Genomic DNA, 25881 nt, shown 5'->3' on the forward strand with positions numbered 1-25881 from the left:
CACCGACCGCTCACGCCGCTGCCGCCGCCACGACGACAACGCAGTCAGAGCCTCACTCCACGAAGCATCACGATCGATCGCCAGATCCCCAGCCAGGGTGTCCAGATCTCCGCCTTCTACCGCCTCCCAGAAGAGCGCATCCGCCGCGTCCGGGGCGCCGGCAGCACCGCCGGCCTCAGGCCCCGATGACTCCAGCCAGTAACGCTCGCGCTGGAAGGCGAACGTCGGCAGATCCACCCGCCGAGCCCCGGGGAAGAGCGCCCGCCAACGCACGTCCCCACCATGGACAAACGCTCCGCCGACTGCAGTCACCAGCGCTTCGGCCTCCGGGCGGTCCTTGCGCTGGGTGGGTACCAGGAGATGGCCGGGATCGTCCACGCACCCCTGTGCCATGGCGGTCAGCGTGCCGTCGGGGCCGATCTCCAGGAACCGGGTGACGCCGTGCTCCTCCAGCCGACGGATACCGTCGGCGAACCGGACAGCCTCCCGTACATGCCGCACCCAGTACTCGGGAGAGGCCAGATCCTCTGCGGTGGCCAACTCGCCCGTGACATTGGAAACGACCGGGATACGCGGCTGCTCGTACGTCACGCTCTCCGCGACCGTACGGAACTCGGCCAGCATGGGCTCCATCCACGGCGAGTGGAACGCATGACTCACCCGCAGCCGCTTCACTTTCCGACCCTCAGCCTCGAAATGCTTCGCCAGCCGAGTGACCGTGTCCTCATAACCCGAGACAACGACCGACTGCGGCCCGTTCACCGCCGCGATACTCACCCGCTCTACATCCAGAAGCGGCAGCACCTCGGCCTCCGACGCCTGGAGCGAGACCATCACCCCACCCGCCGGCAACGCCTCCATCAACCGGCCACGCGCCGCCACCAGACGACACGCATCCTCCAGCGACCACACCCCCGCCACATGCGCAGCCGCCAACTCACCGATCGAATGCCCCACCACATAGTCCGGCCTGACACCGAACGACTCCACCAGCCGGAACAACGCCACTTCGACCGCGAACAACGCAGGCTGTGTAAAGCCCGTCCGATTCAACGCATCCGCGTCATCACCGAAGACGACATCCCGCAGCGGCAACTCCAACTCACCATCAAAATACGCACACACCGCATCAAACGCCTCCGCGAAAACCGGGAACGCGTCATACAACTCCCGCCCCATGCCTGCCCGCTGCGCACCCTGCCCCGCGAACAGAAACGCCATCCGCCCACTCAGGGCACGGCCCCGCACAACAGCCGCGCTTGGCTCACCCTCGGCGAGAGCGCTCAGTCCCCGCACGGCGGACTCGTGATCGTGTGCTAGGACCACCGCACGGTGCTGAAAAGTCGCCCTCGTAGTGGACAGCGAGAAACCCACGTCATAGGGCTCGTATTGGTCACCGTCCATGCGTGTCAACAGTTGGACCGCCTGTGCTCGCAAGGCAGCCTCGCTGGTCCCTGACACCACCCACGGCACTACAGGCAGCGAGAAGCGCCCCGCCTCCTGCGCCGCATCATCAGCCACCGGAGCCTGCTCGATGATCGTGTGCGCGTTGGTGCCACTGATCCCGAACGACGACACACCCGCCCGACGAAGCCGATCGCTCTCCGGCCACTCCACGGCCTCGGTCAGCAGCCGGACATTCCCCGCCGACCAGTCCACATGCGACGACGGCTCATCCACATGCAACGTCCGCGGCAGCACACCATGCTGAAGCGCCAGCACCATCTTGATCACACCAGCCACACCCGCAGCCGCCTGCGTATGACCAATGTTCGACTTCACCGACCCCAGCCACAACGGCCGGTCCCCATCCCGGTCCTGCCCGTACGTCGCCAGCAGCGCCTGCGCCTCGATCGGATCACCCAACGACGTACCCGTACCGTGCGCCTCCACCACATCAACATCCGAGGCCGAAAGCCCCGCCCCCGCCAACGCCTGCCGGATCACCCGCTGCTGCGACGGACCATTGGGCGCCGTCAAACCATTCGACGCACCATCGGAGTTGATGGCCGTCCCCCGGATGACAGCAAGCACCGGGTGCCCGTTCCTCCGAGCATCGGACAGCCGTTCGACAAGCAGCATCCCGGCACCCTCCGACCACCCCGTGCCGTCCGCGTCCTCCGAGAACGCCTTGCACCGGCCGTCGGCGGAGAGTCCACGCTGGCGGCTGAACTCGTAGAACATCGAAGGTGTGCACATGACGGCGACGCCTCCCGCCAACGCGAGATCGCACTCGCCCGACCGGAGTGCCTGAGCCGCCCAGTGCAAGGCCACCAGGGACGACGAGCACGCCGTGTCCACTGTGACGGTGGGCCCCTCGAAGCCCAGCGTGTAGGCGATACGGCCCGAGGCCACCGAGGTGGCGTTACCGGCCAGCAGCAGCCCTTGGACACCGTCGGGGATCTCACCGGCGCCCACCCCGTAGCCCGAGGTCGCCGCGCCCACGAACACGCCCGTGCTGCTGCCGCGCACCGAAGCCGGCTCGATGCCGGCCCGCTCGAGCGCCTCCCACGAGATCTCGAGGAGCAACCGCTGCTGCGGGTCGGTGGCCAACGCCTCCCGCGGGCTCATCCCGAAGAACGCCGGGTCGAAATACCCCGCGTCATGCAGGAAGCCGCCTCCACGAGCGTAGAAAGTCCCCCGGCTCTCGGGGTCGGGGTTGTAGCCGCCCTCGATGTCCCAGCCCCGGTCGGTGGGGAGGGCGGAGATCGCGTCGCCCGCTCCCCTGAGCAACTGCCAGAAGTCTTCGGGTGTACGTATGTCGCCGGGAAAGCGGCAGCTCATCGCAACGATGGCAATGGGGTCGTCAGCGGTGTCCCGCCCTGAGACGGCTCCTCTCACCTCCGCCTCCGACTCGCCCTCACCGAACAGCTCGCTCTGCAGATGGTGAGCCAGCACCACCGGTGACGGGTGATCGAACACGAGGGTCGCGGAGAGCCGCATCCCAGTGGCCGCGTTGAGGCGGTTGCGCAGCTCGACAGCGGTGAGCGAGTCGACGCCGAGCCCCCGGAAGTCGCGTGCGGCCTCGATCGACTCTGGGCCGGGGTGTCCCAGTACGAGCGCCGCCTGGGTGCGTACGAGCTCCAGGAGCGAAGCTTCCCGCTCGCCCTGCGGCAACGCGGCAAGGCGGGCTCGAAGGGCATCGCCCGCGTTCTCGCCCGACGCTCTGGAGGCCGCCGTGCGCCGTGCCGGGATGCCCAACAGACCACGCATTATCGCTGGGAGGACTGCTCCCGACTGCTGGGAGCGCAGCACCGCGTGATTCAGCTGGACCGGGACGACCAGGGGTACGGCGGAGCGGCAAGCGGCATCGAACGCTGCCATACCCCGTTCCATGTTGAAGGGGATCATGCCGCCGCGTTCCATACGCTGAAGGTCCGCCTCGCTGAGCTCGCCCGTCATCCCCGCGCCCGATGCCCACGGACCCCAGGCCAGCGAAGTCGCCGGAAGACCAAGATCCGCACGTCGGCACGCCAAGGCATCCAAGTAGGCGTTCGCCGCCGCATAGTTGCCCTGCCCGGCACTGCCGAGCGTCCCCGCCACCGACGAGAACGCCACAAACGCAGACAGATCTGCACCCACCGTCAACTCATGCAGATTCAGCGCACCATCCACCTTCGGCGCCAGCACCGCATCCATCCGCTCCGCCGTCAACGACGACAACACCCCGTCGTCCAGCACCCCAGCGGTGTGCACCACCGCGGTCAGCGGATGCTCAGCAGGAATCCCCTCCAGCACAGAGGCCAGCGCTTCGCGGTCGGCCGCGTCGCAGGCGGCGACGGTGACTTCGGCACCGAGCGCGGCCAGTTCCTCGCGCAGTTCGTCGGCGCCCGGCGCTTCCGGGCCCCGACGACTCGCCAGCAGAAGATGCCGCATGCCGTGCTCGGCCACCAGATGCCGGGCCACCAGCGCGCCCAGACCCCCCGTACCGCCCGTGACCAGTACCGTTCCCTCGGGATCGAGAGCCATCGGCACGGTCAGCACGACCTTGCCCACATGCCGAGCCTGGCTCAGGAACCGGAAGGCCTCCGGTGCCCGGCGCACATCCCACGCCGTCAACGGCAACGGCCGCAGCACGCCCCGCTCGAACAGGTCGAGCAACTCGACCAGTATCTCCCCGATCCGCTCAGGACCGGCTTCGATCAGGTCGAACGCCTGGTAGCGCACGCCCGCGTGCTCGTCCGCCACCTGTTGCGATTCACGGATGTCGGTCTTGCCCATCTCCAGGAACCGCCCGCCACGCGGCAGCAACCGCAGCGATGCGTCAACGAACTCCCCCGCAAGGGAGTCCAGCACCACGTCCACACCTCGGCCGCCGGTCACGCCCAGGAAGGACCCTTCAAAGTCCAGGTCACGTGACGACGCGATATGCGCCTCGTCCAGTCCCGACCCGCGCAGCCTTCCCCACTTCCCCGGGCTTGCCGTACCGAATACCTCAGCACCCAGATGCCGCGCCAACTGCACCGCGGCCATCCCCACACCGCCCGCGGCCGCATGCACCAACACCGACTCCCCGGCCCGGAGCCCACCCAGATCCACCAGCGCGTAATACGCCGTCAAGAACACGACTGGCACAGAGGCCGCCTGCGCGAACGACCAGCCTTCCGGCATCCGGACGACGGTCCGGGCGTCGGCCACAGCCGTCGGGCCGAATGCCTGGGGGAACAGCCCCATGACCCGGTCGCCGGGGGCAAGACCGTGGACGCCGGCGCCGATCTCGGTGATGACTCCGGCGCCCTCCAGGCCGAAAGCACCCGCATCCCCCGGGTACATCCCCAGCGCGTTCAGCACATCGCGGAAGTTCACCCCGGCAGCACGCACAGCGATCCGGACTTCGCCGGGCTCGAGGGGCCGCTGGTCGATCGGTACGAGCGCCAGCTGATCCAGTGTGCCCTTGGCCGTGATGTCGAGCCGCCACCCGTTGCCGGCCTCTGCAGGAACGGGCAGCTCATCTCGCTGCACGTTGCTGCTCAGCCTCGGCACGTAGGCCGTGCCTGCCCGCACTGCGAGCTCCGGTTCACCGGACGCCAACGCCGCGGGCAGCGCGGCCAGCGATTCCTCTGTGCCGTCCACATCCACGAGCACGAACCGGTCGGGGTGCTCAAGCCGGGCGGCCCGCACGAGGCCCCAGACCGCGGCCTGCGCCGGGTCGGACTGCCGCTGCTCTGCCGACACGGCGTTCCGGGTCACCACGACGAGCCGGGAGTCGGCAAAGCGCTCCGCCTTCGACCACTCCTGTACGCGGGCCAGGGTCTGGTACGTCGCGGCACGCACCGCCGCGGCGGGATCGGCGGGCTCGTCACTTGCCTCGTCCAGCCGCAGGACGACGAACGAGGGAACGTCCTTTGGCAGAACGGAGCCAAGCGTCTCCATATCGACGCTCGCTTCTGCCGCCGCCTCAGGCGCCGGGATCCAGTCGATGCGGTGCAGCGCGTCCGAGTACGAACCCGCCGTCGTGGCGCCGCCGAGCAGCTGCGCGGACACCGGCCTCAGCGTGAGCGACGAGATCGCCGCCACGGGTCGCCCCTCCGCGTCAGCCAGCTCGAGCGACAGGCTGCTGCTCCCGGTTGTCGACACACGGGCGCGCAACAGGGACGCCTCGGATGCATACAGCTCCGCCCCTTCCCAGGAGAACGGCAGGCGTCCCCCGGCAAGGTCCTCGCCGGCTCCCAGGCCCAGCACATGCAGGACCGCGTCCAGCAGCGCGGGGTGCAGGCCGTAGCGCGACGTCTCGATGTCTTCGGGGAGCTCCACCGTGGCGAAGAGATCGCCACCCCGCCGCCATGCGGCTCGTAGGCCGCGGAAGGCAGGACCGTACTCGAACCCGGTGGCTGCCAGCGTCTCGTACAGGCCCTCTACCTCGACCGGTTGGGCTCCTGCCGGTGGCCAGACCGCGAAGTCGAACTTCTCCCGGCGCTCCCGGCGGTCGCTCGCTCCGAGTACACCGATGGCGTGCCGGGTCCATTGTTCGTCGGTGGAACCGGGGCTCCGGTCGCGGCGGGAATGGAGGGTGAGCGCCCGGTCGCCGGAGTGGTCGGGTTCCTCAATGCGCATTTGCAGCTGGACCGCGCCATGTTCAGGGAGCACCAGAGGTGCTTCGAGAGTCAGTTCACCAACGTGGTCGCAGCCGACCTGGTCGGCGGCGCGCAGGGCGAGTTCGAGGAAGGCTGTGCCGGGAAACAGGATCGAGCCCTCGACGACGTGATCCGCCAACCACTGCTGGGTCTTCGCGGAGACCCGCCCGGTGAACACCACAGTAGTGGAATCGGCGAGGGTCATGGCGGCCGCGAGCAGAGGGTGTCCGGCTGCCTCCAACCCGGCCGAGCCGAGGTTGCCGACGTCCGTGTGCGCGAGCAGCAGCCAGAAACGCTGGTGCTGGAAGGCATATGTCGGGAGGTCGACGTGCTGAGCGCCGGTACCGGCAAAGAGCGGGGCCCATTCGACGGTGACACCGTGAGCATAGGCGTGGCTGATGGCGGTGAGGAGGTTGGTCGTCTCCGGGCGGTCCTTGCGCAGGGCGGGTACGAGGAGATGGTCAGTCCGCTCCAGACATCCCTGTGCCATGGCGGTCAGCGTGCCATCGGGGCCGATCTCCAGGAACCGGGTCGCGCCGTGCTCTTCCAGCCGACGGATACCGTCGGCGAACCGGACGGCTTCCCGCACATGCCGCACCCAGTAGTCCGGGGACGTCAGATCCTCTGTGGTGGCCAACATGCCCGTGACATTGGAAACGACCGGGATACGCGGCTGCTCGTAGTTCACGCTCTCCGCGACCGTACGGAACTCGGCCAGCATCGGCTCCATCAACGGCGAGTGGAACGCATGACTCACCCGCAGCCGCTTCACCTTCCGGCCCTCGGCCTCGAAATACGCGGCGACCTGCGCAACGGCAGATTCCTCACCGGAGACGACAACCGACTGCGGCCCGTTCACTGCCCCGATACTCACCCGCTCCGGGTCGAGGAGCGGCAGTACTTCCGCCTCCGACGCCTGGAGCGACACCATCACCCCACCCGCCGGCAACGCCTGCATCAACCGGCCACGCGCCGCCACCAGACGACACGCATCCCCAAGACCCATCACACCGGCCACATGCGCGGCCGCCAACTCGCCAATCGAATGCCCGAGCAGGAAGTCGGGCCTGACACCGAACGACTCCACCAGCCGGTAAAGCGCGATCTCAACCGCGAACAGCGCAGGCTGCGTAAACCCCGTCCGATTCAACGCATCTGCATCATCACCGAAGACGACATCCCGCAGCGGCAACTCCAACTCGCCATCGAAATACGCACACACGGCATCAAACGCTTCCGCGAAAACCGGGAACGCGTCGTACAACTCCCGCCCCACACCTACCCGCTGCGCACCCTGCCCCGCGAACAGCAGAGCCAGGCCCCCTTCCGGGCGCGCCTCGCCGGTGGCGACATTCGCATGAGCCTCGCCCCGGCTGAGTGCGCGCAAGCCGTCAAGCAGTGTTTCCGCGTCACCCCCAAGTACGACGGCACGGTGTTCAAACACCGAACGAGTGGCGGCCAGTGACAAGCCCACGTCGAGAGTGTCCAGCTCCGTACGGGCCTCCGCGTACGCAAGCAGCCGCTTGGCCTGTGCTCCCAGCGCCGCCTCGCTTCGCCCGGACAGCACCCAGGGCACCAGCGGAAGGCCTGCCGTGTCAGCTACCTGGGCCGCTTGGTCGGCCACCGGAGCCTGCTCGATGATCGTGTGCGCGTTGGTGCCACTGATCCCGAACGACGACACACCCGCCCGACGAAGCCGATCGCTCTCCGGCCACTCCACGGCCTCGGACAGCAACCGGACATTCCCCGCCGACCAGTCCACATGCGACGACGGCTCCTCCGCATGCAACGTCCGCGGCAGCACACCATGCTGAAGCGCCAGCACCATCTTGATCACACCAGCCACACCCGCAGCCGCCTGCGTATGACCAATGTTCGACTTCACCGACCCCAGCCACAACGGCCGGTCCCCATCCCGGTCCTGCCCGTACGTCGCCAGCAGCGCCTGCGCCTCGATCGGATCACCCAACGACGTACCCGTACCGTGCGCCTCCACCACATCCACATCGGAGGTGGACAGCCCCGCGCCCGCCAACGCCTGCCGGATCACCCGCTGCTGCGACGGACCATTCGGCGCGGTCAGACCATTCGACGCGCCGTCCTGGTTCACCGCAGAGCCGCGTACGACCGCCAGCACCCGATGACCGTTCCGCCGCGCATCCGACAACCGCTCCACCACCAGCACACCGACACCCTCGCCCCAGCCCGTGCCATCCGCACCCGCACCGAACGCCTTGCACCGGCCATCCACAGCCAGCCCACGCTGACGGCTGAACTCCACGAACGCCCCCGGCGTGGACATGATCGTGACACCACCGGCCAGGGCGAGATCACACTCCCCCGAACGCAGTGACTGCGCGGCCAAATGAAGCGCGACGAGCGAGGACGAGCACGCTGTATCCAACGTCACCGCCGGTCCCTCCAGGCCCAGCGCATAAGCCACCCGGCCCGACACGACGGCGCCCGAGCTGCCGGTGAGGAGGTGCCCCTGGATGTCCTCGGGCATATCACCGGCGCCCGACCCGTAGCCCTGATAGCCGCAGCCCACGAAGAGACCACTTCGGCTGCCCCGCAGCGAGACCGGGTCGATCCCCGCCCGCTCGACGGCCTCCCAGGACACCTCGAGAAGCATCCGCTGCTGCGGATCCATGGCCAGCGCCTCGCGCGGTGATATCCCGAAGAATCCGGGGTCGAACTCGCCCGCGTCGTCGACGAATCCGCCCTCGCGGACATAGCTGGTGCCCGGCAGGCCAGATACGGGGTCGTAGAGCGCGTCGATGTCCCAGCCGCGGTCCTCCGGGAAAGGCGTGATGCCGTCGCCGCCCTCGGTGACCAGCTTCCAGAGGTCTTCCGGCGAGCGTACGTGTCCCGGGTAGCGGCAGCTCATCGCCACGATCGCGATCGGCTCCCCGTCCCCCTGAACCGGGTGGGCGAGCGCCGCTTCGTGCCGCTCCCGGCTCTCTCCCAGCAGTTCGGCACGCAGATGGCCCGCAAGCGCCGACGGGGTCGGATAATCGAACACGAGCGTCGGCGAGAGGGAGAGAGCGGTCGCCGCGGCCAGGGCGTTGCGCAGTTCCACGGCGGTGAGCGAGTCGACGCCGAGGTCCTGGAACGTGCGTGCTATCTCAACGGATTCGGGGCCCGGATATCCAAGTACAGTCGCGGCGTGCTCGCGTACGAGGCGGAGTAGCCGCTGTTCCTGCTCGGCCGGGGTGCGCAGCCCGGCGAGAAGGCTGCGGATGCCCTCGGTCGCGGTATGTCCCGGGGGGCGTTCCGCTGTCGCTTCGGGCAGCTTGCTGAACAGAGCGCTACGGCCGGCGGGAAACCGGGTCCAGTCGATGTCGGAGACGACCAGATGCGTCTCCTCGTCGTCGAGTGCCTGGCGCAGCGCGACAAGCGCGGGCTCCGGGTCCATGGGCGGCAGTCCTGCCCGGATGAGCCTGGCGCGTACGGCAGCGTCTTCGGCCATGCCACTGTGCGCCCAGGGGCCCCAGGCGATGCTGGTGGCGGGCAGACCGTGGGCGCGACGGTGCCTGGCGAGCGCATCCAGGTAGGCGTTGCCCGCCGCGTAGTTGGCCTGGGCGACGGATCCGAGGGTGCCTGCGATGGAGGAGAAGAGCACGAACGCGGACAGGTTGTGCTCACGGGTCAGGTCGTGGAGGTTCGCCGCGGCTTCGGCCTTGGGGCGCATCACATTGGCGAAGCGCTCGGCGTCCATCGCGGAGAACGCGCCGTCGTCAAGGACGCCCGCCGCATGGAAGACGCTGCTCAGCGGGTGTTCCTCGGGGATGGAGGCAAGCAGTTCCGCGAGTGCGGCGCGGTCGGCGACGTCGCACGCGGCGATGGTGGTCCGGGTGCCGTACTCGGCCAGTTCGGCGAGGAGTTCCTGGGTGCCCGGCGCGTCGGGGCCTCGCCTGCTGGTGAGCAGCAGGTACTCGGCACCTTCGCGGGCAAGCCGGCGAGCGACGTGGGCGCCGATGGTGCCGGTGCCCCCGGTGATCAGGGTGGTGCCGCGGGGGGTCCAGGCGCGCGCGGTCTTGTCAGGCTGTGGGGCACGTACCAGCCTGCGGGCGAACAGGCCGGAGGCGCGGATGGCGTATTCGTTGCCGCTTCCGACGTTGCGGTCGGGGTCCGTGAGGAGAGAGCAGAGGCGGGTGAGGGCCCGGTCGTCGAGCTGTTCCGGCAGGTCCACGAGGCCGGTCCAGTGGTCGGGGTGTTCGAGGGCCGCAACGCGCCCGAGGCCCCAGAGAGTGGCCTGCTGGGGGGTGCCGAGCGGGTCGGAGCGGCCAATGGTCACAGCGCCTCGGGTGGCGGCCCACACCCTTGCGGGTGCACTCTCGCGGGCGAGAGCCTGAACGAGTGCGGTGGTCAGTGCGAGCCCGGAGGGGACTTCGGGGTGGTGGGGGTGGCGTCCCTCGCTGAGGGCAAGCAGCGACAGGATGTTGGCGCCGTCTTGTTCTCGTGCCTTGCTGACCACCTGGGCGATGTGCTCGCGGTCGGCACCCGGTGGGAGGGATACGGTCACGACGGTGGCGCCATGGCTGGTGAGTGCGGCCTTGATGGCGTGTACGGGCCGGTGGTCGTCCAGCTCTTCGGGCATGACCAGCGTCCAGGTGGCGGGCGTGACCGCGGCGGAACGGTGGTCCGCCGGTTCCGCGGCGGGACGGTGGTATACCGGTTCTGCGGCGGGACGGTGGTCCACCGGTTCCCACTGCTCGTGGTAGCGCCATGACCGCGCGGTGGAGTGCTGCTGCTGGTCGCGGTGGTACGCGGCGAGCGCGGGTACGACAGGTTCGAGGAGGGAGCGGTCGAGGCTGAGGCCGGCGGCGAGTTCCGGCACGTTCTCCTGTTCGACGGCGGTCCAGAACGCGGAGTGTGCGGGCTGACGGCCGGGCGCGTCCGCGGCTGGCTGCGCGGTGAGCCAGTATCGAGTGCGCTGGAATGCGTACGTGGGCAGGTCGACACGGCGCGCGCCGGGCAGGATGGCGGCCCAGTCGAGGCGGGCACCGGCCACATGGAGCTTGCCGATCGCGGTGAGGAGGCTCGCGTCTTCAGGCGTGTCCTTGCGGAGTACGGGGGTCCGCAGGCTGTCGCCGTCGGGAAGACAGGCAGCCGCCATCGCGGTCAGGGTGGCATCGGGGCCGATCTCCAGGAACCGGGTGACGTTGCGCTCGGCGAGAGTGCGGACGCCGTCGGCGAAGCGTACGACTTCCCGCACATGCCGCACCCAGTACTCGGGAGAGGCCAGATCCGTGGCGAGCTCACCGGTCACATTCGAGACCACCGGAATACGCGGCTGCTCGTACGTCACGCTCTCCGCGACCGTACGGAACTCGGTCAGCATCGGCTCCATCAACGGCGAGTGGAACGCATGACTCACCCGCAGCCGCTTCACCTTCCGACCCTCAGCCTCGAAATACGCGGCGACCTCCGCAACGGCAGAATCCTCACCCGCAATGACCGTCGCCGAAGGCCCGTTCACCGCCGCAACGCTCACCCGCTCCTCGTCCAGGAGCGGCAGCACCTCGGCCTCCGACGCCTGGAGCGAGACCATCACCCCACCCGCCGGCAACGCCTCCATCAACCGACCGCGAGCCGCCACCAGCCGGCACGCGTCGTCAAGGGTCAGTACCCCGGCCACATGAGCTGCCGCCAGCTCGCCGATCGAATGGCCCATGAGGAAGTCGGCTTTGACGCCCAGCCGTTCGAGGAGCCGGAACAGGGCCACCTCGAAGGCGAAGAGCGCGGGCTGGGTGTGCGCCGTCCGGTTCAGCAGCTCGGCGTCGTCGCCGAAGACGGTCTCGCGGAGCGGCGGGTCGAGTTCGCGGTCGATGAGCGCGCAAGCGGCATCGAAAGCTTCGGTGAACGCGGGGAACGTTTCGTACAGCTCGCGCCCCATGCCGAGGCGCTGCGAACCCTGGCCGGTGAAAAGGAACGCGGTCTTGCCGCGTACGGGTGAGCCGGTGACCGCACTCGCGGAGGCCCCCTTCCCGTCGGCGAGTAGGGCCAGTCGATTGCGCAGCTCGGCCGGATCGGCGCCGAGTACGACCGCGCGGTGCTCGAAGCCCGACCGGGTGGTGGCCAGCGAGTACGCCACATCCCGCGGGTCCAGGCCAGGGTGTGCGTCCACATGGGAGAGCAGGCGCCTGGCCTGAGCCCGCAGCGCGGGCTCGCCGCGGGCGGAGAGCACCCAGGGGATACGCGGGAGGGGTGCGGCAGTCCGGTCGGGGGCCTCCTCCCTTGCGTCCTGCTCATCGGCGACCGGGGCCTGTTCGAGGATGGTGTGGGCGTTGGTGCCACTGATGCTGAAGGAGGAGATGGCTGCGCGACGCGGCCGTTCGCTCTCCGGCCAGGCCACAGGCTCGGTCAACAGCCGTACGTTGCCTGCCGACCAGTCCACGTGGGTGGAGGGCTGCTCCGCGTGCAGGGACTGCGGCAGTACGCCGTGCTGGAGGGCGAGCACCATCTTGATCACACCGGCCACACCGGCGGCCGCCTGTGTGTGTCCGATGTTCGACTTCACGGAGCCGAGCCAGAGCGGCCGGTCCTCGTCCCGGTCCTGCCCGTAGGTGGCAAGGAGTGCCTGCGCCTCGATGGGGTCGCCGAGCGTCGTCCCCGTGCCGTGTGCCTCGACCGCGTCGATGTCGGACGCGGACAGACCGGCCCCCGCAAGCGCGGAGCGGATCACGCGCTGCTGGGCAGGGCCGTTGGGGGCGGTGAGGCCGTTGGACGCGCCGTCCTGGTTCAGGGCGCTGCCGCGTACGACGGCCAGCACCGGGTGCCCGTTGCGGCGCGCGTCGGACAACCGCTCGACGAGGAGCATCCCGGCGCCTTCACCCCAACCGGTGCCGTCCGCGCGGTCGGAGAACGGCTTGCACCGGCCGTCGCCGGCGAGGCCGCCCTGACGGTCGAACTCCACGAAAGCGGCGGGGGTGGACATGACCGCGACACCGCCCGCGAGCGCGAGGTCGCACTCGCCCGCCCGGAGGGCCTGCGCGGCCAGGTGCAGCGTCACCAGGGAGGACGAGCAGGCTGTGTCAACAGTGACGGCCGGGCCTTCGAGACCGAGGGCGTAGGCGACGCGGCCTGAGACGACGCTCCCCGTGTTGCCGGTGAGGATGTGCCCTTCGATGCCCTCGGGTACGTCCCCGCGCAGGCCGGAGCCGTACTCCTGGTTGCTGCACCCCGCGAAGACCGCGGTCCTGCTGCCGCGCAGCGTCGCCGGGTCGATACCCGCCCGTTCGAGTGCCTCCCAGGAGATTTCGAGGAGCAGCCGCTGCTGCGGGTCAGTGGCCAGCGCCTCGCGTGGGCTCATGCCGAAGAACTGCGGATCGAACTCGTCAGCCGTGTGGACGAAGCCACCCCGCGTTGTGGCCACGTCGAGTGCGTCCAGGTCCCAGCCCCTGTTGGCGGGGAACTCGGACAGGGCATCCACGCCCCCGGCAAGCAGCTCCCAGTACTTCTCAGGCGTGTGCACCGCGCCAGGGAAGCGGCAGCTCATGGCGACGACGGCGATGGGTTCCCCGGCGGCGGCGACGAGTTGCTGGTTCTGTTTGCGCAGCCGATCGTTCTCCCGGAGCGATGCCCGGAGGGCTTCGACGATCTGATCCGCGGACGTGGCCATTGGTCAGCTCCGTAATTCTGGCTTCGTCGTTTGTGGCTTCGTCGGGACGGGTGGTGCTCAGCCGTCGTTCGTGCCGAACGCCAGGCGCACGAGGTCGTCGACCTCCATGCCGGCTATGGCGTCGGAGGTGGCGTCGGCCTCGGCGGAAGATGGTCCGGTGCGTGCCAGCGCCAGCAGGGCGTCGAGCAGGCCGGCTTGCCGCAGCCGCGCGACAGGGACCGTGGCCAGTGCCTCGCGTACCGCCGCCTCTTCCTGCGGTGTCTCGTCCTTCGGTATCTGTTGGCCGGGGATGAGTTCGGCGCACAGGCGGTCGGCGAGGGCCAGTGGGGTGGGGTGGTCGAACACGAGCGTGGCCGGCAGCGGGGTTCCGGTCGCGGTGCCGAGCCGGTTGCGCAGCTCGACCGCGGTCAACGAGTCGAAGCCGAGGTCCTTGAACGACTGCTCGTCGCCGACCTCTGCCGCGGAGGCATGGCCGAGTACGGCGGCGACCTGGGTGCGCACCACGTCGAGTACGGCCTGGTGTGCGTCGTCGCGCTCCAACGCCGCGAGCGTACGGGCCAGCATGTCGGCCGAGCCCGGCCCGGCCGATGCTGCCGGGCCCGCCGCCGTACGACGGTTGGCAGTCCGGACGAGGCCGCTCAGCAGTTGCGGTACGGGTCCGCCGGAGCTCAGAGCACGGGTGTCGACCACCATCGGCAGCAGGACCGCCTCGGGTCGGCCGAGCGCCGCGTCGAACAGGGCCAGCCCGCGGTCCGTGGGCAGCGCGGGCAGGCCCGCGCGTGCCATCCGGCGCAGGTCTGTTTCGGTGAGCCCGCTGGTCATGCCGGTCGTCTGGGACCACGGACCCCAGGCGAGCGACGTGGCGGGCAACCCGGCAGCCCTGCGCTCTGCGGCGAAGGTGTCGCAGAAGGCATTGGCGGCGGCGTAGTTGGCCTGGCCGGGAGCGCCGAACACGCCGGCGGTCGAGGAGAAGATGATGAACGCGGCCAGGTCCGCGTGGCGGGTGAGGTCGTGCAGGTGGGTGGTGGCGTCGGTCTTGGGCCTCAGGACCGCGCGCAGCCGCCGCGGTGTGAGCGACGCGACGACGGTGTCGTCGAGCACGCCCGCCGTGTGTACGACCGCGGTGAGCGGATGCTGCTTCGGTACGGAGTCGAGCAGGCTTCGCAGGGCGTCCCGGTCCGCGGTGTCGCACGCGGTGACAGTGGTGTCGGCGCCGAGGGCGGCCAGCTCGTCCAGCAGTTCGTCGGCGCCGGGCGCCTGCGGGCCCCGACGGCTGGCGAGCATGAGATGGCGTACCCCGTGCTCGGCCACCAGGTGCCGGGCCACCAGAGCACCCAGACCGCCCGTACCGCCGGTGATCAGTACCGTCCCCTCCGGGTCGAGCGCGACCGGCATCGTGAGGACGACCTTGCCCACATGCCTGGCCTGACTCAGGAATCGGAACGCATCCGGAGCCTTCCGCACATCCCACGCCGTCACCGGCAACGGCTCCAGCACACCCCGCTCGAACAGATCGCGTACCTGGGCGAACATCTCCTTGATCCGGTCGGGCCCCGCCTCGATCAGGTCGAACGCCTGGTAGCGCACGCCCGCGTGATCAGCGGCCACCTGCCCGGGCTCACGGATGTCGGTCTTGCCCATCTCCACAAACCGGCCGCCCCGCGGCAGCAATCGCAGTGACGCGTCAACGAACTCCCGCGCCAGGGAGTCCAGCACCACATCCACACCCCGGCCACCGGTCGATTCCAGGAACGACCGCTCGAAGCCCAGATCACGCGAGGACGCGATATGCGCCTCATCCAGACCCGACCCGCGCAATGTTCCCCACTTGCCGGGACTCGCCGTACCGAACACCTCAGCACCCAGATGCCGCGCCAACTGCACCGCAGCCATACCAACCCCACCCGCGGCAGCATGAATCAGCACCGACTCGCCCGCCTGCAACCCGCCCAGATCCACCAGCGCGTAATACGCCGTCAGGAACACCACCGGCGCGGCCGCCGCCTGCGCGAACGACCACCCCTCCGGGATACGGATGACGGTGCGTTCGTCGGCCACCGCCACCGGCCCGAACGCATGCGGGAACAACCCCATCACCCGATCCCCCGGGGCAAACCCGACGACACCGGGGCCCGTCTCGGTGACCACGCCCGCACCTTCCAGACCGAAGGCCCCCGCGTCACCCGGATACATGCCGAGGACGTTCAGCACATCACGGAAGTTCACCCCGGCAGCCCGCACAGCGATCCGTACCTCACCCCGCTCCAGCGGCCTCGCCGCTTCCTCGTGCGGAACGAGAGCGAGGTGATCGAGCGTGCCCCTCCCGGTCATGCCGAGACACCAGAATGCCCCTTCGCCGGGTCCGCGCAGCCCGCTGCCGGAAGGGATCGCGGCGACGCGCGGCAGGTGCACGGTGCCGCCACGGACGGCGAATTGGGGCTCCTCCGTCGCGAGCGCCGCAGGAAGCACGGCGTACGAGGCGTCCTGGTCGTCGATGTCGGCGAGGACGAAGCGGCCGGGGTGCTCGGACTGCGCGGAGCGCACCAGGCCCCAGATCGAGGCGGCCGCGGGATCGTGGTGGGTCGTGCCGGGGGCGTTCACGGCCCCCCGGGTGAGGAGGACGAGCCGGGCCGAGGCGGGTCGGTCCGCCAGCCATCCCTGGATCAGTTCCAGTGCGCCGGTCGCCGCCTCATGGGGGTCGGAGGCGGAAAGCTCCACGAGGACGGTGCCGCTGTTCTGGTCGAGGTCGGCCGGACTGGTCAGCCGGGTCATGGGCACGCCCGCGGCGTCCAGGTCGGCGGCGAGTCCCTCGCTGTCCAGAACGAGGATCCGCGTCGGCTTCCCGGCAGACGTCGCGTCCACCGGGGCCGAGAGCCAGTCGAGTTGATAGAGGGAGTCGGAGGCCTGCGCGGAGACGGCGATGCGGTCGGGCGAGACCTCACGCAGTGTCAGCGCCTCGACTTCGGCCACGGACCGGCCGTCGGCGTCGGCGAGAACCAGGGACACGGTGTCGGTTGCGGACAGGTCGAGGCGGATCCGCAGCTGAGTCGCCCCGGTTGCGTGGATCTCCACCCCGCGCCAGGAGAACGGAAGCCGTCCGGCGGCTGTGTCCTGCATCGGCAGGAACGTGGTCGCATGCAGGGCGGCGTCGAGCAACGCCGGGTGCATCGCGAAGCGGCTCGCGTCCTGCCGTGCCTCCTCGGGCAGGGCCACCTCGGCGTGGACCTGGTCGCCGTGCCGCCAGGCGGCACGCAGCCCTTGGAAGAGGGGCCCGTAGTCGAATCCGCCCGCGCTCAGCCGCTCGTAGACGTCCTCCACCACAAGCGGTACGGAGCCGGTGGGCGGCCATATGGGCAGGACGGGCTCGGCGGCCTCGGCGGGCTCGGGAGTGGCGGCGGTGAGCATTCCGGTTGCGTGCAGCGTCCACGGCTCGTGGGGGTCCGTCTTGGCGTTGCGTGCGTGGACGGTGAACGGCCGGCGGCCCGAGCCGTCGTCGGCGCCGAGAACTGCCTGCAGGGCCATCGCGCCCTGCGCGGGAAGGATCAGGGGGCTGACCAGGGTCAGGTCCTCGACGCGGCGGCAGCCCGCACTGTCTCCTGCCAGGACGGCGAGTTCGAGAAAGGCCGTGCCGGGGACGACGACGGTGCCTGCCAGGGCGTGGTCGGCGAGCCACGGCTGGTCGCGAACCGAGAGCCGACTGGTGAACAGATGGCGCCCGTCGGTGAGTTCGACGGTGGCACCGAGCAACGGGTGATCTGCCGGGGCGAGTCCCGCAGCGCCGAGGCCCGAGGCGGCGCCGGGAGTCGGCCAGTAGCGCTGCCGCTGGAAGGGGTAGGTGGGCAGGTCGACCGGCGTATGTCCCGGGTGCGCGTTGGCGACGGCGGACCAGTCGAGGTCCGCGCCGTGCACGTACGCGCGGGCGAAGCCGTCAAGCAGCGAGCGGGACTCGGACGCCCGGTCGCGGACGAGCGGGATGACCGCCGTGCCGGTGGTATCGGAGGGCAGGCAGGCGGTGGCCATGGCGGAGAGGGTGCCGTCGGGACCGATTTCGATGTACCGCTGCACGCCTTTCCCGGCGAGCAGGCGTACGCCGTCGTGGAACCGGACGGCCTGCCGGACATGGCGTACCCAGTAGTCGGCGCGGTCCAGCTCGATGGCGACCTCGCCGGTCAGATCGGACACGACCGGGATGCGCGGCTCGTGGTACGTCACCGCCTCGGCGACCGCGCGGAACTTGTCGAGCATCGGGTCCATGTGCGGTGAGTGGAACGCGTGGCTGACCTGGAGCCGCTTGGTTCTGCGGCCCTCGGCGGCCAGCCGTTCGGCGATCTCTGTCACGGCGCTCTCGTCACCGGAGATCACGACGGAGTCCGGTGCGTTGACGGCGGCGACACAAACCTGCTGCTCGCGCCCTTCCAGCAGCGGCAGCACGTCGGCCTCCGTCGCCTGGAGCGCGACCATGGCCCCGTTCGCCGGGAGCGCCTGCATGAGGCGGCCACGGGCCGCGACGAGGGCGCACCCATCAGCCAGGGAGAACACGCCGGCGATGTGCGCGGCGGCCAGCTCGCCGATGGAGTGGCCGAGCAGGTAGTCGGCGCGCAGGCCGGCGGACTCGGCGAGGCGGTGGAGTGCGACCTCCATGGCGAACAGTGCGGGTTGGGTGTACGCGGTCAGGTGGAGCAGTCCGTCGGTGTCGTGGAACATGACGTCGCGCAGCGGCCGGTCGAGGTGGTCGGCGAAGTGTCCGCAGATCTCGTCGAGGGCTTCGGCGAACACCGGGAAGGAGCTGTGCAGTTCGCGGCCCATGCCCGGGCGCTGGGCGCCCTGCCCGGTGAACAGGAAGGCGGTGCGGGCGCCGGGCCGGACCACGCCCTCGACGGCACCGGCCGCCGTCTTCTCGCCGGCGGCGAGTGCGTCCAGGGCAGCGTGGAGCGCCGCATCTGTGGTGCCGTGGGCGACTGCGCGGTGCTCGAAGGACGCCCGGGTGGTGGCCAGGGCGTGGCCGATGGCCGCGGCAGGCAGATCCTTGTGGTGTCCGGCGTGGGTGCGTAGTGCCTCGGCGAGGGAGCGGAGAGCGTCGGGGCTGCGCGCGGACAGCGGCCATACGACAGGCAGTTGGACTGCGTCGGTATCCTCCCGCGGGCCTGCGGGCCGCTCGACGGCGGGCTGCCCGCCGTCGACCGGTTCTGCCGCCTCTGCCAACTCTGCCGGTTCCGGGGTCTGTTCGAGGATGATGTGGGCGTTGGTGCCACTGAAGCCGAACGAGGACACACCGGCCCGCCGGGGGCGCCCCTGCTCGGGCCAGGCGACGGGGGCCGCCAGCAGTTCGACGGCGCCTTCCTCCCAGTCCACATGCGACGAGGGCGCGTCGACGTGCAGCGTCTGCGGCAGCAGGCCGTGGCCCATGGCCAGCACCATCTTGATCACGCCGGCGACCCCGGCCGCAGCCTGGGTGTGCCCGATGTTCGACTTCACAGAGCCGAGCCACAGCGGCCGTTCCTCGTCGCGTCCCTGACCGTAGGTGGCGAGGAGCGCCTGCGCCTCGATCGGGTCGCCGAGGGTGGTCCCGGTGCCATGTGCCTCGACGGCGTCGACGTCGCCGGTGGAGAGCCGGGCGTCGGCGAGCGCCTCTCTGATCACCCGCTGCTGAGAGGGGCCGTTGGGCGCCGTGAGACCGTTGCTCGCCCCGTCGGAGTTGATCGCGCTGCCACGTACGACGGCCAGCACCGGATGTCCGTTGCGCCGGGCGTCCGACAGCCGCTCTACCAGCAGCATGCCCGCGCCCTCGCCCCAGCCGGTGCCGTCGGCACCGTCGGCGAACGCCTTGCAGCGGCCGTCGGCGGACAGTCCGCGCTGGCGGCTGAACTCCAGGAACGCCGCGGGGGTCGACATCACGGTGACACCGCCCGCCAGCGCGAGCGAGCACTCCCCGGCCTGGAGGGCGCGTACGGCCCAGTGCAGAGCGACAAGAGAGGAGGAACACGCGGTGTCCACGGTCACGGCAGGCCCTTCGAGGCCGAAGGAGTAGGCGATCCGGCCTGAGACGACGCTCGCTGCGTTCCCCGTTCCCAGGTAACCGCCCACGCTCTCGGCGGCGTTGCCCAGGACGGTGGTGTAGTCCTGCCCGTTGGTGCCGGCGAATATGGCCGTTCGGCTGCCGCGCAGGGACAGCGGGTCGATCCCGGCCCGCTCGAACGCCTCCCAGCAGACCTCGAGCAGGATCCGCTGCTGCGGATCCATGGCCAGGGCCTCGCGTGGCGAGACTCCGAAGAAACCCGCGTCGAAGCGGTCGACGCCGGTGAGGAAGCCGCCCTTGCGTGTGTACGTCGTGCCCTCGTGCTCCGGGTCGGGGTCGTACAGGGCTTCGGTGTCCCAGCCTCGGTCGTCGGGGAACTCGCCGATGGCGTCGCCCCCGGAGGCCAGGAACTCCCAGAACTGGTCCGGTGTCCGGACGCCGCCCGGGAAGCGGCAGCTCATCGCGACGATTGCGACGGGCTCGCCCGCGGCCGTTCTGTCGGGTCCGGAAGCCGCGGATGTGTGGCCGGTTTCGAGCAGTTCCTCGAGCAGGTAGGAAGCGACGGCCGATGGCGTGGGGTGATCGAAGGCGAGCGTGGCCGGCAGCCGCAGCCCGGTGCGCCGGCCGAGCGCGTTGCGCAGTTCGAGGGAGGTCAGCGAGTCGAGGCCGAGATCGCCGAAGGCGCGGCGTGCGTCGACCCGGCCTGCCGAGGTGTGGCCGAGCACGGTGGCGATCTCGGTACGTACGAGGTCGAGGACCGCGGCGTCCCGTTCTGTCTGGGGAAGGGCGGCCAGCGAGCGGGCCGTCGAGGACCCGGCGCCCGCGCGCGATCCGGCCGCCGGGGCGGCGGTCCGCCTGGCGGGCCGGCCGGCGAGCCCCCGGAGCAGGGCGGGAACCTCCGGGTGCCGCCTGCGTATCGCGGCGACGTCGAGCGGGACGGGGACGGGTGCCACCTGGCCAAGGACCAGACAGCGGTCGAGGAGTGCGAGCGCCGCCTCGGTAGGCAGGGCACCGATCCCGCCGCGGTCCATCCGCCGCAGGTCCGCCTCGTCCAGACGGGCGCTCATCCCGCTGCGCTCCGCCCACATGCCCCAGCCGATCGCCATGGCCGGGCGGCCTTCGGCGCGGCGCCGGTGGGCGAGCGCCTCCAGGAAGGCGTTGGCGGCCGCGTAGTTGCCCTGGCCCGGGCCGCCGAACGTGGCAGCGGCCGAGGAGAACAGTACGAAGGCCGACAGGTCGAGATGGCGGGTGAGCCGGTCGAGGTTGACCGCGGCATCGGCTTTGGGGCGCAGTACGGTGGCGATGCGCTCGGCGGTGAGGGAGGAGATCACGCCGTCGTCGACCACTCCGGCGGCGTGCACGACCGCGCCCAACGGGTGCTCTTCGGGGACGGTGGCCAGCAGGTCGGCCAGGGCTCCGCGGTCGGCGACATCGCACGCGGCGATGGTGACCCGGGCTCCCAGTTCACGGAGTTCCGCGCCCAGTTGTTCGGCGCCCGGCGCCGCTGCCCCCCGTCTGCCGGCGAGCAGCAGGTGCCGTACGCCGTGTGTCGTGACCAGGTGCCTCGTCACGGCGGCGCCCACGGTTCCGGTGGCGCCCGTCACCAGGACGGTGCGGTGCGCTTCGAAGGTTGCCCCGGCCGCGGATTTGGTGGGCGTGGGTTCCGCGGGCGCGTGGTCCTCGGGCGCGGGTTCCTCGGAAGGCGCGGGCAGCCGGGCGAGGCGGGCGCCCATGACGCGCTCTGCACGGACGGCGATCTGTGTCTCCCCCGTGCGCACCGCGTCGGCGACCGCCGCGCCGGGTGTGTCGTTCCCGTCGGTGTCCACCAGGACGAACCGGTCGGGGTTCTCCGACTGCGCGGAGCGCACCAGGCCCCACACGGCCGCGGCGGGGAGGTCCCGTACGGTCTCGCCCGGACCCGTGGCGACGGCGCCCTGGGTGAGCAGGACCAGACGTGAGGCGGCGAGGCTCGGGCGGCCGAGCCAGCTCTGAAGCAGCGCGAGCGCGTCCGCCACCGCCTCGCGCGCAGCGTCGGCCGGTTCGTCGGATTCCGCTGTCCGCCATGGCACGACGACGATGTCGGGGACGCGGTCGTCCCCTTCCACGGCCCTGGCGAGAGCGTCCAGTTGGGCGTGGAGCGGGCTCGTTTCCGTGCCGGACCCGGGGGCATTGTGGCCGAGGACGGTGAGCGTGTACGGCGGCTGCCGCGGCGCGCGCGGGGAGACCGCCGGAAGCTCGGTCCACTCGACGGTGAAGAGGTCGTTCCGGCGGGCGGATGTCTGCGGCAGTTCGGCCTCGGTGACGGGCACGAGCGTGACGGAGCCGATCGAGGCGACAGGGTCGCCGAGCCCGTCGGCGAGGTACACGTCCACGCTGCCGTCGTCGGCGGATACGAGCCGGGCGCGCACCGATTCGGCGGCCGCCGCGTGCAGCGCGCAGTCACGCCAGGACACGGCGACGGCTCCGGAGTGCCCCGCCGCCGGGAGCGCCTGGAGCACCGTGTCGAGCAGCGCCGGGTGCAGTGCGAACCGGGCTGCGTCGCCGCGGTACGCCTCGGGCAGCTCGACCTCGGCGAACACCGTGTCACCGCGCAGCCATACGCTCCGCAGCCCGTCGGACGCGGGGCTGCTCGGGGACTCGTCGCATTCCCGCGCCGCGCGGAACACGTCCAGGTCCACGGGCCGGGCGTCGGCAGGAGGCCAGCTGCCGAGGTCGTGGGCGGGCCGCTGCGGCGCATGCGGGGTGAGCACGCCGTGGGCGTGCCGTGTCCACGCCGCCTCGCAGTCCTGCTCGGCGGTGGGGCGGGAGTGCACAGTGAGGGTGCGGTGTCCGTCCTGCTCCACAGGGGCGGCGAGCACCACCTGGATCTCTGCGGCGGACTTCTCGTGCACTACGAGGGGGGCGTCCACGGTCAGTTCGGCAAGGTGGTCGCAGCCGGCGAGGGCGCCGAGGTGGATGGCAAGGTCGAGGTATGCGCTCGTGGGGAGCGCGACGCCGCCGTCGACCGCCCGGTCGGCGAGCCAGGGGTGTGTGGACACTGACAGGCGTCCGGTGGAGACGACGGCACTGCTGTCCGCCAGTGTGACGGCCATCGGGAGCAGCGGGTGTTCTCCCTGGCGCGGTGCCGCGGCCGCCTCGGGGTCCAGCCAGTAGCGCTCGCGCTGGAAGGCGTAGGTGGGCAGGTCGACGTGGTCCGCGCCGGGGAAGAGCCGGACCCAGTCGGGACTCGCGCCGCGCGTGTGCAGCGCGCTCAGCGCGGCGACGACGCTGCGGGCCTCGTCCCTGTTCTTGCGCAGGGCCGGTACGAGGAGGTGGTCGGTGTCCGCGTCGAGGCAACCCTGAGCCATCGCGGTGAGGGTGGTGTCGGGGCCGAGTTCGAGGAAGCGGGTGACCCCTTGCTGTTCCAGCCACCGGATGCCGTCCGCGAAACGTACGGCCTGGCGCACGTGCCGTACCCAGTAGTCGGCGGTCCCCAGGTCGGTGGCCGGCTCTCCGGTCACGTTGGAGATGACCGGCACACGCGGCTGACGGAACGTTACGCCCTCGGCGATCACGCGGAATTCGGCGAGCATGGGTTCCATCAGCGGGGAGTGGAAGGCATGGCTCACCCGAAGCCGCTTCGCCTTGCCACCCTGCTCTTCGAAGCGCCGGACGAGCGGTGCGAGAGCGTCTTCCTCACCGGCCACGACGGTCGTCCCCGGCCCGTTCACCGCGGCGACGCTCAGCCGGTCGCGGGCGTCGGCGTCGGCGTCGGCCAGCAGCGCCAGCACATCGGCTTCGCCGGCCCGGAGAGAGAACATCGCGCCTCCGGCCGGAAGCGCCTGCATCAGCCTTCCGCGGGCCGCCACGAGCCGGCAGGAGTCCTCCAGCGACAGCACCCCGGCGGCGTGCGCGGCGGCCAGCTCCCCGATGGAGTGGCCGAGCAGGAAGTCGGGCCGGACGCCCCAGGACTCGACAAGCCGGAAGAGCGCCACCTCGAAGGCGAAGAGCGCGGGCTGCGTGAAACCGGTCCGGTCCAGAAGGTCTGCGTCCTTACCGAAGACGACATCCCGGAGCGGTTGTTGCAGCTCTGCGTCGAGGTGGGCGCAGACCTCGTCGAAGGCTTCCGCGAAGGCGGGGAACTCCTGGTGGAGGCCCCGGCCCATGCCGAGTCGCTGCGCGCCCTGGCCCGCGAAGAGGAACGCCGTCCTGCCGCGGTCCGCCGTCCCCCGGATCACGCCGGTGTCGTCACCCTGCGCGAACTGGGCGAGGCCGCAGAGCAGTTCCCCGCGGTCCCCACCCACTACCGCCGCGCGGTGCTCGAACGCGGTACGGGCCCTGGCCAGCGAAGAGCCGATGTCCGCGGGTCCGACGGTCTCGGGCAGGTCCCCGACATGGGCCACCAGACGCGCTGCCTGGGCCCGGAGGGCCGGCTCGCTGCGGGCGGAGAGCACCCAGGGCACCACGGGAAGCGGTGCCACCGGGCTCTGGGCCGGGGCGGCGAGCTCCCCGCACCGGTCGGTCGCCGCGGCGTCGGAGCCGGCATCTTCCCACCCGGTTCCGGCGGGCGGGGCCTGTTCGATCACGGCGTGGGCGTTCGTACCGCTGACCCCGAAGGCCGAGACCCCGGCGCGCCGCGGTCGGCCGGTGTCCGGCCAGTCCACCGCTTCGGTGAGCAGCCGGACGTTCCCTTCGGACCAGTCGACATGCGTGGACGGCCGCTCGACGTGCAGCGTGCGCGGCAGCACCCCGTGCTGCATCGCCTGCACCATCTTGATGACTCCGGCGACACCGGCCGCGGCCTGCGTGTGACCGACGTTGGACTTGACCGTGCCGAGCCACAGCGGCCGACGGGCCTCCCGCTCCTGGCCGTAGGTGGCGAGGAGCGCTTGAGCTTCGATCGGGTCGCCGAGGGTCGTCCCGGTGCCGTGCCCCTCCACGGCGTCAACATCGGATGCGCCCAGGTCCGCGGCGGCCAGTGCCGCCCGGATGACCCGCTGTTGGGACGGCCCGTTGGGGGCGGTCAGACCGCTGCTCGCCCCGTCCTGGTTGACGGCAGTGCCCCGTACGAGACCGAGCACGGTGTGGCCGTTGCGCTGGGCGTCGGAGAGCCGTTCCAGCAGCAGGATGCCGGCCCCCTCGCCCCAGCCCGTGCCGTCGGAGCTGTCGGAGAACGCCTTGCACCGGCCGTCGGCGGAGAGTCCGCGCTGCCTGCTGAACTCCAGGAACGTGACCGGCGTGGACATCACTGTCACACCTCCGGCGAGGGCGAGGGTGCACTCCCCCTGGCGCAGTGCGTTGCAGGCCAGGTGCAGGGCGACCAGCGACGACGAGCAGGCGGTGTCCACCGTCACCGCCGGGCCTTCGAGGCCGAAGGTGTAGGCGACGCGGCCCGAGGCGATGCTGGCCGCGCTGCCGTTGCCCAGGTGCCCTTCGAGGCCGGCGGGCGGCTGGGTGAACCGCGAGCCGTAGTCGTTGTACATGACGCCGACGAAGACGCCGGTGGGGCTGCCCTTGAGCTCCTGTCGCTGCAGGCCTGCCCGTTCGAACGCCTCCCAGGACGTTTCGAGGAGGAGGCGCTGCTGCGGATCGGTCGCCAGCGCCTCGCGGGGCGACATGGCGAAGAAGTCCGGGTCGAAGTCGGCGGCGTCGTGGAGGAATCCGCCTTCACGGGTGTAGCAGGTGCCGGGGTTGGCGGGGTACGGGTGGTACAGCGACTCGACGTCCCAGCCGCGGTCCTTCGGGAAGGGCGTGATGCCGTCGGTGCCGTCGGCGACCAGCTTCCAGAGGTCTTCGGGCGAGCGTACTTGGCCGGGGTACCGGCAGCTCATGGCCACGATCGCGATGGGCTCGCGTTCCCGGGCCTCCATCTCGCGCAGACGCCTGCCGGTGCGGTGCAGATCCGCGGTCACCCGCTTCAGATAGTCGCGGAGCTTTCCCTCGCTCACAGCTCAGCTCCCTTCCCAGGACCGCACTCGGCGGACCGGCCTGCCTCACGCTGGCGACCACGACGCTCGAATCCTTCGCTCACTGATCGCATTCTGTGGGCGTCGACCGGCCCTTCGGGGCGGCGGCCGGTGACTCTAAGAGAACCCCTAGGACGAGCTCGGCCTGCCTCGACCGGCGATTCCCTAGAGTTCCCCCGCCGCGCTGGCTCGCTGCGTGCTCTTCGTGCTGGGGTGAGGGCC

General features: G+C 70.7%; 2 protein-coding genes. Both read right to left on the bottom strand.

What is annotated here, in order from left to right:
- The coding region (locus tag ACH492_RS38235; RefSeq protein WP_398993782.1) for a type I polyketide synthase at positions 1 to 13698 on the bottom strand (13698 nt) is incomplete at its 3' end.
- A gap of 57 nt (positions 13699 to 13755) precedes the next feature.
- A complete protein-coding gene (locus ACH492_RS38240; protein ID WP_398993784.1) occupies positions 13756 to 25641 on the bottom strand; it encodes an SDR family NAD(P)-dependent oxidoreductase in 11886 nt (3961 codons plus the stop codon).
- Between the last annotated feature and the right edge of the window lie 240 nt (positions 25642 to 25881).

The organism is Streptomyces sp. NPDC019443 (assembly GCF_044389785.1).
In the GTDB taxonomy this organism is placed as follows: Bacteria; Actinomycetota; Actinomycetes; order Streptomycetales; family Streptomycetaceae; genus Streptomyces.